Below are 544 nucleotides of genomic sequence, written 5' to 3' on the forward strand. Positions count from 1 at the left end.
ATATATAATAAAAAGAAAACGGGTGATTTCTATGATGTCCACTAATGCAGAAAGTAAAACGTTCGAAGCACGTCATCAGATGGCTTTTCATGCGCTCGAAGACCTTGTTCCAGAAGAACATCTTCTGAGAAAAATTGATCGACATATTGATTTTTCTTTTATTTATGGACTGGTAGAAGATGTTTATTGCTTAGATAATGGACGTCCGAGCATTGACCCAGTGACACTGATTAAAATCCCTATCATTCAATATCTCTTTGGTATTCCAAGTATGCGCCAAACCATTCAAGAAATTCAGGTGAATGTCGCATATCGTTGGTTTTTAGGGTTATCTCTCACTGACCCAGTGCCACATTTTTCAACTTTTGGAAAAAATTATAAGCGTCGTTTCGAAGGGACAAGTATCGCCCAACAGATCTTTAGCCAGATTCTCACACAGTGTTTTGAAGCGGACATGATTGATTCTAAAGCTATTTTCATTGACGGCACCCATGTTAAAGCTTGCGCCAATGGCCGAAAGTATACGAATGAAGAAGTGATCGTC

Annotated in this window: 1 protein-coding gene; it reads left to right on the forward strand. The window is 38.8% G+C overall.

Features of this window, described 5'->3' with window-relative positions; all coding sequences use genetic code 11:
- Nucleotides 1–31: 31 nt before the first annotated feature.
- Nucleotides 32–544: transposase (locus ACQV2X_RS08780; RefSeq protein WP_428894434.1), on the forward strand; the 513-nt coding region annotated here is incomplete at its 3' end.

It is taken from the genome of Facklamia sp. P12945 (assembly GCF_050409485.1).
Lineage (GTDB): Bacteria > Bacillota > Bacilli > Lactobacillales > Aerococcaceae > Facklamia.